This window comes from Streptomyces sp. SAS_272 (assembly GCF_052543235.1).
The window spans coordinates 87454-96383 of the sequence record NZ_JBMNDR010000021.1; the positions used below are offsets into that span (position 1 = coordinate 87454).

7 protein-coding genes are annotated in these 8930 nt (G+C 71.7%); 1 reads left to right on the forward strand and 6 read right to left on the reverse strand.

The genetic code is table 11. The annotated features are described in order from the left end of the window. Positions 1-118: 118 nt before the first annotated feature. The 6 genes from ACN6LD_RS15225 to ACN6LD_RS15250 form a co-directional block, all read right to left on the reverse strand. Positions 119-910: a cyclase family protein gene (locus ACN6LD_RS15225; protein ID WP_319187458.1), complete on the reverse strand. Its 792-nt coding sequence runs from the start codon at positions 908-910 to the stop codon at positions 119-121. After that, positions 907-1605 (reverse strand): HAD hydrolase-like protein, encoded by a 699-nt coding sequence (locus tag ACN6LD_RS15230; protein WP_319187460.1) that lies wholly within the window; start codon positions 1603-1605, stop codon positions 907-909. Before ACN6LD_RS15230 ends, ACN6LD_RS15225 begins: the two co-directional genes overlap by 4 nt. Then, complete coding sequence (locus tag ACN6LD_RS15235; protein WP_319187461.1) at positions 1602-3047, reverse strand: amino acid permease; 1446 nt, start codon at positions 3045-3047, stop codon at positions 1602-1604. Before ACN6LD_RS15235 ends, ACN6LD_RS15230 begins: the two co-directional genes overlap by 4 nt. 180 nt (positions 3048-3227) lie before the next feature. Then, the gene (locus tag ACN6LD_RS15240; protein WP_319187462.1) at positions 3228-3701 is read right to left on the reverse strand and encodes a hypothetical protein; all 474 of its coding nucleotides are present in this window, start codon (positions 3699-3701) and stop codon (positions 3228-3230) included. 293 nt (positions 3702-3994) lie between these two features. Continuing rightward, a complete protein-coding gene (locus tag ACN6LD_RS15245; protein ID WP_319187463.1) occupies positions 3995-6592 on the reverse strand; it encodes a SpoIIE family protein phosphatase in 2598 nt (865 codons plus the stop codon). Between the two features lie 436 nt (positions 6593-7028). Next, complete coding sequence (locus ACN6LD_RS15250) at positions 7029-7757, reverse strand: TetR/AcrR family transcriptional regulator (protein WP_319187465.1); 729 nt, start codon at positions 7755-7757, stop codon at positions 7029-7031. Between the two features lie 142 nt (positions 7758-7899). Between ACN6LD_RS15250 and ACN6LD_RS15255 the strand changes: the two genes are divergently transcribed. Continuing rightward, positions 7900-8835, forward strand: a complete 936-nt coding sequence (locus tag ACN6LD_RS15255; protein ID WP_445043447.1) for an NAD-dependent epimerase/dehydratase family protein — start codon at positions 7900-7902, stop codon at positions 8833-8835. Positions 8836-8930 lie beyond the last annotated feature (95 nt).

Below are 8930 nucleotides of genomic sequence, written 5' to 3' on the forward strand. Positions count from 1 at the left end.
GGCCGAAGGGGGGCCACCGGAGCCGCTGTGCCGGTTCGCTGCGTCATCGGTCCTTACGACGCCGTTTCGGTCCTCATGGCGCCGTCCTGTCTTGTGACGCCGGTTCTCGTGACGTCGTTCAGTTCTCGTGGTGCAGGGCGAAGACGCGGGCGGGGAAGCCCGAACCGCCCAGCGGCTTGGCCCAGGTGGCGACGATCAGCGCGCCCGCCTCCGGCACCCTGTCGAGGTTGGCCATCAGCTCGATCTGCCAGCGGTCGCGTCGCAGGACGTAGTCCTCGAGGCCGAAGTCGCCTGCGGAGGTGGCCAGTCCGGGATCGGTGTCGGTCTGCTCGTGCCCGATCGCGGTGACGCCGGCCTCCTCGAAGAGGTAGCGCAGGACCTCGGCGGACCAGCCCGGGCAGTGGCTGACACCGGCCTCGTCCTTGTTGGCCATGGCGGTCGGGTCCGGCCAGCGCCGGCCCCAGCCGGTGCGCAGTGCGACGAACGCGCCCTGGGGAACCCGGCCGTTGCGTGCCTCCCAGGCGGTGACGTCCGCCAGCGTCGGCACCGCGTCGGGGTCCGTGGCCACACGGTCGGCGATGTCGAGGACGACGAGCGGCAGGATCATCTCGTCGACGGGTATCTCGTCCAGGGTCCGGCCGCCGGCGACGAAGTGGACCGGCGGGTCGACGTGGGTGCCCCACTGTCCGACGATCGTGTACAGGTGCACGTTGAAGCCGTCGCCCCGGGACATGTCGAACGGCATCTCGCGCTTCTCGTCGGGGAAGGCGGGAAAGTGGGGCTGACCGGGATGGAAGGCGTGCGTCAGGTCGGTGCGGACCGTTCCGCCGATCAGTGCGCGGTGCAGGGCCCACAACGGGGGTTCGGTGGTGGTCGCGGGTGCCGCCGTGACGGCAGTGTCCGGTGTCATGCGTGTTCGTCCTCCATCTCGGCGCCGTTGCCGGCGTTGTCCAACAGATCGATCCAGTCGACGAGTTCGGCGGGGCGGGCGACGGAGGCGACCGCGTGGGCCGACTCCGCGGCGCCGCCGTACCCCCACCGCACGTGGACGGTGGGGATTCCCTCGGCGGCGGCGCTCTCGACGTCGTAGGCGCGGTCGCCGACCATGAGCGGCCGGCGGACGTCGGCGCCGGCCGCCCGCAGCCGGGCCACGCACTCCCGGATCACCTCCCGCTTCGTCGTACGGCCTGCCTCCTCGCGCACACCGCACACCGTCAGCAGCCGGGGGCCGAGACGGAAGCGGTGGGCCATCAGTTCCGCCTGGTCCTGAACCTTCGACGTCGCGATGCCCATCGGCAGACCGCGAGCGGCCAGGGCGTCGAGCAGTTCGGGGACACCGTCGTACAGCGCGGCGGCCGACGCGCCGTCGCGGGCGTACGCGGCGCGGTAGGCCGTCAGTGCGGCCCGCGCGGCGGGCTCGTCGAGCCCGACCACGCGGCGGAAGGTGTCGTGCATCGGCGGGCCCACGAAGGAGCGCAGGGTGGCGGCGTCCGGGACCGGGGCCCCGACGGAGCGCAGGGCCTCGGCGGCGCTGGCGGTCACGCCGGGAGCCGAGTCCACCAGAGTGCCGTCCAGGTCGAGCAGTACGCAGGTCGGCGCTCTCACGCGGCCGCTCCTGCGGTCCGGCGGCGGCCGTGCCGCAGCCAGTGGTACAGGTAGCAGCCCGCGACGAACGGAACACCGAAGTACAGGGCCGTCGCCTGTGCGGGATCGAGCGCGATGCCGACGAGCGAGGCGAGGCACAGGAGGAAGGCGAGTACCGGCACGACCGGGTAGAGGGGGGTCCGGTAGGCCAGGCTGCGCGGGTTCCCGCCTGCGCGGACGAAGGCCCGCCGGTGGAAGAACTGCGAGGCGGCGATGGACATCCAGACCCCGACCGCGGCGAACCCGGCGATCGACACCAGCACGAGATAGACCGTCTCGGGCGCTGCGACGCTGCTCACCAGGGAGGCGAGACCGCCGAGCATGCTCAGCGACAGCGCGGTCAAGGGGATGCCGCGGGGGCTGAGGCGGCGCAGCGCCTGCGGCGCCTGCTTCTCCTCCGCGAGCGAGAAGAGCATGCGGGCACAGGAGTACAGGCCGCTGTTGCCGGCTGACAGCAACGCCGTGATGATCACGAAGTTCATGGCGTCGGCCGCGTAGGGGAAGCCGATGGAGGAGAAGACGGTGACGAACGGACTCTCGTCCAGGCCCACTTCGTCGTACGGGATGGTCGCCGCGATCACCGTGATCGCGCCGACGAAGAAGACCAGCAGGCGCACGACGGTGACGCGCAGGGCCTTGGGCACGGCCTCGGCGGGGTTCTCGGTCTCGCCCGCGGCGACGCCGATCAGCTCGGACCCGGAGAAGGCGTAGAAGGCGGCCAGCACGGTGACCATGACGCCCGAGAAGCCGTTGGGGAAGAGGCCGTCCGGGGTGTGGAAGTTCTCCAGCAGCAGAGGGTGGGAGCCGCCCTCGGCGAGTGGGTGGAAGCCGGCCAGCGCGGCGCCGCCGAACACGATGAGGGCGACCACGGCGATCACCTTGACGAGCGAGAACCAGTACTCGGTCTCGCCGAAGACGCGGGCCGAGAACGCGTTCACCCCGAAGACGACGGCGGCGAAGACCACGCACCAGACCCAGACGCCGACGGCGGGGAACCAGCGCTGCATCAGCAGCCCGCACGCGGTGAACTCGGAGCCGAGGGCGACGGCCCAGGTCAGCCAGTAGAGCCAGGCGGTGGCGAACCCGGTGGCCGGGCCGATCGACCGGCTCGCGTAGACGTGGAAAGCGCCCGAGACGGGATAGGCGACGGCGAGTTCACCGAGGCAGGCCATCACCAGCCAGACGACGAACGCGCCGACGAGGTAGGCCAGGACGGCGCCGAGCGGACCGGCCTGGGAGACGGTGAAGCCGGAGCTGAGGAAGAGTCCGGAACCGATGACGCCACCCATCGCGATCATGACGAGGTGGCGCGAGCGCATGGTGCGGCGCAGGCCGTCGCCGGGCGGCCGGGGAACGGTGTCTGCGGCGGCCGGAGCGTTGTCCGGTTCTGCTGAGACGGACATGGCGGTCTCCTCTGCGGAGCTGAGCGGGGAGAGGGGGACGGGCGTGGGGGGCGATCGGCACGGCATGGCTTGCGGGGTGAGGCCACTTTCGAGGGCTGCCGGTGCGCGTCGGGGTGGTCGCGGACCGAGGGGAGCGGGCGCCCGGTGCGGGCGACGGGCTCACGGGGACGGGGAGACGGGTCAGGCCCGGGAGACGAGGTCGAGCGGGGCGGAGAGTTCGATCACCGGGATCTCCCAAGGGTGGGCGTCGACGAGGCGGGCGAGGATCCCGGCGAGGGTGTCGTCGTCCGCGTCGGCGTCGACGTAGGTGGTCACGGCGAGCGTGGTGGAGAGCAACCGTCCGCCGATCGAGCCGAGGGCAGGGCGGGCGCCGGGCCGGACACTGAATCCCTCGGCGCCGAAGGAGACCTCGAAGACGTCGCCGTAGACGCCGAAGTCCCCGAGCTCGGGGGAGGTCTCCACAATGCGCAGGAGAGAGGCGAAGGACTGATCGGCCCGCAGCGCGTCGAGGTCGCCCTTCGCGCATGCGGTCAGGGTCGCGCTCGCGACCGGCCAGTACACCTTGATCGTCCGGACCGTCCGGCGCCGGACGGACGCGTGGGCGCCGTTGCGGTCCTGTGTCGTCGGTTCCGGCGTGATCGTCGTCGTGGCCATGCGCGTCTCATTCCTTCGGCATCCGGCAGCGGGTGATGCAAGGATGCTAGGCGCGCATTAAATGCACGGCAAGATGCAAATGCTGCACACTTCGAACGGCAGGGCGTGGGCGTCCTGCTCCCCGGGCCACCGGACGTCCCCAAGGGTCCGGTGCCCGCGGCGCCGGCCGACGGACTGCGCCCCGGCAGGGATGTCGCCCTGAACGACCTGCGGCTGACCGGCGCCTGCGCGCACATCGTCGGCGGTTACCGCTCTCCGCCCGGGTTCGGGTCGCCCGGGCCAAGACCGGCGGCTCAGCTTTCCGGCAGTGCCTGCTCGGCCCAGATGACCTTGCCGCGGGGGGTGTATCGGGTCCCCCAGCGCTCGGTCAGCTGCGACACCAGGAAGAGGCCCCGGCCGCCCTCGTCGGTCGTCGCGGCGTGGCGCAGGTGGGGTGAGGTGCTGCTGCCGTCGGTGACCTCGCAGGTGAGCGTGCGGTCGTGGATCAGCCTCACGTGTATGGGTTCGCAGCCGTAGCGGACGGCGTTGGTGACGAGCTCGCTGAGCACCAGTTCCATGCTGAAGGCCAGCTCGGACAGCCCCCACGCGTCGAGCTGGTCGGTCGCCGCGGCACGCACCCCGGCGACGGAGGCCGGGTCGGGCGGCACGTCCCAGTCGGCGATCCGATCCGACGGCAGCGCGTGGGTGCGGGCGATGAGGAGGGCCACGTCGTCGGTGGGGTGGTCGGGCAGCAGCGATCTCAGCACGGCCCGGCAGCTCTCCTCCGGCGCGCGCCGCGGGTGACCCGCCAGGGCCTTGCGCAGGATTTCCATCCCTTCGTCGAGGTCACGGTGGCGGTCCTCGACGAGGCCGTCGGTGTAGAAGACGAGCTGGGAGCCTTCGGCGATGTCGATCTCGGTGGCCTGGAAGGGCATGCCGCCGAGGCCCAGCGGCGGACCCGGCGGCAGGTCGGGGAAGACCACGTTTCCGTCAGGGTCGGCCAGGGCGGGAGCCAGGTGTCCGGCGCGGGCCATGGTGCAGCGGAGCGTCGTGGGATCGTAGATCGCGTAGAGGCAGGTGGCGCCCACGACGGCGGCCGGTTGGTCCGTGCACGCCTCGTCCTGGTCGATGCGCCCGACCACGTCGTCCAGATGACTCAGCAGTTCGTCGGGCGGCAGATCGAGCGTGGTGAAGTTGTGCACCGCGGTCCGCAGCCGTCCCATGGTCGCGGCGGCGTGCAGGCCGTGGCCGACGACGTCACCGACGACCAGCGCCACGCGGCTGCCCGGCAGGGCGATCACGTCGAACCAGTCCCCGCTCACACCCGACGTCGCCGGGAGGTACCGGTAGCCGACGTCGACGGCGCTCTGCACAGGCAGGCCCTGCGGCAGCAGGCTGCGCTGGAGGGTCACCGCCAGGGCATGCTCGCGCGTGTACCGGCGGGCGTTGTCGATGCTCACCGCGGCGCGAGCCACCAGTTCGTCGGCCAGCGAGAGTTCCTCCTGGTCGAAGGGGGCGTGCTCCTCGGAGCGCCAGAAGTTGACCATGCCCAGGACGACGCCGCGGGCCTGGATCGGAGCCGCTATGAGCGAATGAATGCCGTAGTCCACTATCTGTTCGGTGCGTTCCGGGTCCTGTCGGTGCCAGCCCGTCGCGGTGGACAGGTCGGCCACCAGTTCCGAGCGGCCGGTGCCGAAGCCGCGTGCCTGGGGCGTGGAGGGGAGGAAGTCGATCAGCCGGTCCTTCTCGTAGAGGGGCTGGTCTTCGCGGATGCCGCATACGGCGACCCGCCGCATCCCCTTCGCCGTGGTGGCCGGCTCCTCGCCGCGCAGCACGGCGTCAGCCAGGTCCACGGTGACGAAGTCGGCGAAGCGGGGCACGGCGATCCGGGCGAGTTCGTCGGCCGTCCGGACGACGTCGAGAGTGGTGCCGATGCCCAGCCCGGCGTCATAGAGCAGCTTCAGCCGCTCACCGGTGATCTCGGCCCTGCCCGACACCGCCTGCAGTTCCGTGGAGTCGCGCAGTGTCACGACGGTGCCCCGGGGGCCGCCGCCGCAACCCGTGGACCTCTGGTTGACCACCAGCAGCCGCGGTCCCGCCAGGTGCACCTCGTCGCTGGCTTCGCGGCCGGAACTGAGCAACGAGAGGATCTCGGGCTCGAGCGAGGACATCTGGGCGACGAACTGTCCCTCCGCCTCCGGGGGCAGTTCCAGGAGCCGCTCGGCCTCGTCGTTCGCCAGCAGCAGACGCCCTTCGTCGTTGACGATGAGCACCCCTTCGCGCACGGAGTGCAGCACCGCGTCGTGGTGCTCGTACATGCGGGTCATCTCGTTCGGGGCCAGGCTGTGCGTCTGCCGTCGCAGCCGCCTGCTGACCAGCACCGTGGCCGCGGTGGCCGCGCCGAGCGCGACCGCACCGGCGGTCAGGATGATCGGGATCTGCCGCTCCACCAGCCCGGTCACGTTCTTGACCTTCAGCCCGGCGGAGACGAGAGCCACGACCTGCCCGCGGGGATTCCGGATAGGCACGGTGGCCTGGACCTCATGACCGAGGGGGCCGTGGACGCTTTCGGTGTAGACCTTTCCCGCCAGTGCCGGTTCGATCTTCCCCACGAACCGCTTGCCGATCCGGTCCGGCAGTGGATGGGTGTAGCGGATCCCCTTCGTGTCCATCACCACGATGAAGTCGACGCCGGCGGACTTGCGTCCGGACTCGGTCTGCGGCTGGAGGATCTTCGAGGGATCGGGAGCTCGCAGTGCGGCCAGCACACCCGGGGAATGGGAGAAGGTCTGGGCGACCGCGATGGATCTCCGTCTGGCTTCGGCGTTGGTGTGGCGCTCGGACTGCAGGACCAGCGCGAGGACGGCCAGCGCCACCAGCAGCACCACCAGGGTCACCTGCATGAGGAACATCTGGCCCGCGACAGTCCGCGTGCCCTTCCGCGCAGGCGACCAAAGCCGTGATATGCGACGAACACTGGCAAAACGGTCTCCCATCCGGCCTTTCTAGCACTGCGGGGCCCGTTCAGTCACGGAGTCGCCCCCGTTCGGTCAGGCCGGATGCCGACCGCTCACGTTCGCTGCCGCACAGTCACCGAAAGGGTGCGGCACGCCGGCGGCGGCACCGGGCACGCGCATCACGTCGGCTCCGGGGCCCTGGCCGCCCGGGCGCGGCGGCCCCGAAGGAGGGCGGGGGCCGGCATGCCGACCGCCGTCGCACGGGTCCGCGGGGGTGGATTCCATGCGGCCGGGCTGTCCGTCGCTCCCGGCTGGAAGGACGATGGATGGACGCGTTGGGGCCTCGTCGGCCCCGAACGCCGGCTCTGCCCCTCGTGCGGCACCCTGACTTTCAGTTTTCGGCGGTGAGGCCGAGGGCTGTGCCCAGGCGGCGGGCCTCATGGTCGAAGAACGCGCGCGGGTCGGCGATGATTTCGCGGCGGTGGCCGAAGAGCTCGAAGGAGATGGCGCCGAGGAGGTAGGTCCAGGCCATCAGGCTGCTCATGACCAGGTCCGCCGGGGTGTGCGGGGGAAGTCCGGTGAGCAGTGGCGCCAGTGACTGCCGGGCGTCGTCGGGCATCGGGGGCCGGGTGTCGGCGGGGCGGTGTCCGTCCTGACCGGGCAGGGCGGAGAAGAGGGCGCCGATCAGGTAGGGGAGACGGGTCGCCTGCGCCACTGTGTCCTGGGGGGCGGCGTAGCCGGGCACCGGCGAGCCGTAGATCAGCGCGTACTCGTGCGGATGTGCCAGCGCCCAGTCCCGCGCCGCGTGGCAGACGCCGACCCAGCGCTCCAGCGCGTCCACGGGCTCCGCGTGCGGCGCCGCGTAGGCGGCCTCGGCGGCGTCGCTGAGGGAGGTGTAACCGTCCAGGATGAGCGCCGTGAGCAGGGCGTCGCGGCTCGGGAAGTAGCGGTAGAGCGCGGATGCGGAGGCCAGGCCGAGTTCCCTGGCGACGGCGCGCAGCGAGAGTGCGGCGGCGCCGCTCTCGGCAAGCTGCCTTCGGGCGACGGCCTTGATCTCCGCGGTGAACTCGACCCGGGCCCGTTCCCGTGCGGTGGGGGGCTTCTGAGGGGGAGTGGACATGGGTCCATCCTGACATGGATCGACGGAAGCGAGAACGCTGGACGCAAACGAGAACACTGTTCTTGACAATCTGGCGGCGCTGCGTCACTGTCTCGGCAACGACCAAAGCGAGAACAGTGTTCTCTCACCTCTGGAGGAAGCCGTGCGCAAACACCTCATCGTCGGCATGGGTCCCATCGGTGCGGCCACCGCCCGGCTGCTCGCCGCGCGCGGTGAGGAGGTCGTCCTGGTGAGCCGGTCCGGATCGACGCCCGCCGCAGCGGGACTGGCCGACCTGCCCGGCGTACGGTCGGTACGACTGGACGCCACCGACGCCGACGCGCTCGGCGAACTGGCCGTCGGGGCCGGCGTGTTGTACAACTGCGCCAACCCGGCCTACCACCGCTGGGCCACGGACTGGCCCCCGCTCGCCGCCGCCCTGCTGACGGCCGCCGAGCGCTCCGGCGCCGTCCTGGCCACGGTCGGCAACCTCTACGGTTACGGCGCCGTCACCGCCCCGATGACCGAGGCGACCCCGCTCGTCCCCAACTCGGTGAAAGGCCGGGTGCGCGCCGGGATGTGGCAGGACGCGCTCGCCCTGCACCGGGCGGGAAGGATCCGCGCCACCGAGATCCGCAGCGCCGACTACGTCGGCCCGCACGCCGAGTCGCCGCTCGGGGCCCGGGGGGTGCCACGGCTGCTGGCAGGTCGCGCCGTCCAGGTGCTGGGCAGCGCCGACGCTGTCCGCAGCTGGACCTACACCGAGGACGCCGCGCGGCTGCTGGTCGCCGTCGGCGGCGAGGAAGCGGCCTGGGGGCGGCCCTGGCACGTGCCCACCAACCCGCCGCGCAGTCAGCGCGAGGCCGTCGCCGACCTGGCCGAAGCCGCGGAGGTCGCCCCGGTCCGCGTCAGCGAGGTCCCGGCCGTCATGATGGCGGCCCTGGGGCTGGTCAACCCCACCGTGCGGGCCCTGCGCGAGGTCGCCTACCAGTTCGAGCGGCCCTTTGTGATGGACTCCGGCGCGGCGACCGCCGCCTTCGGCCTCGTGCCCACCCCCTGGGCCGAGGTGCTCGGCGCCACCGCGGACTCGTACCGCTAGGGCCTGTTCTGTGTCGTGATCACGTGGCGGGGCGGAGGCTGCGCAGCCAGATGACTGCGCCGCGCAGCTCGAGCCCTGCCGTGTAGCTTTCGGGC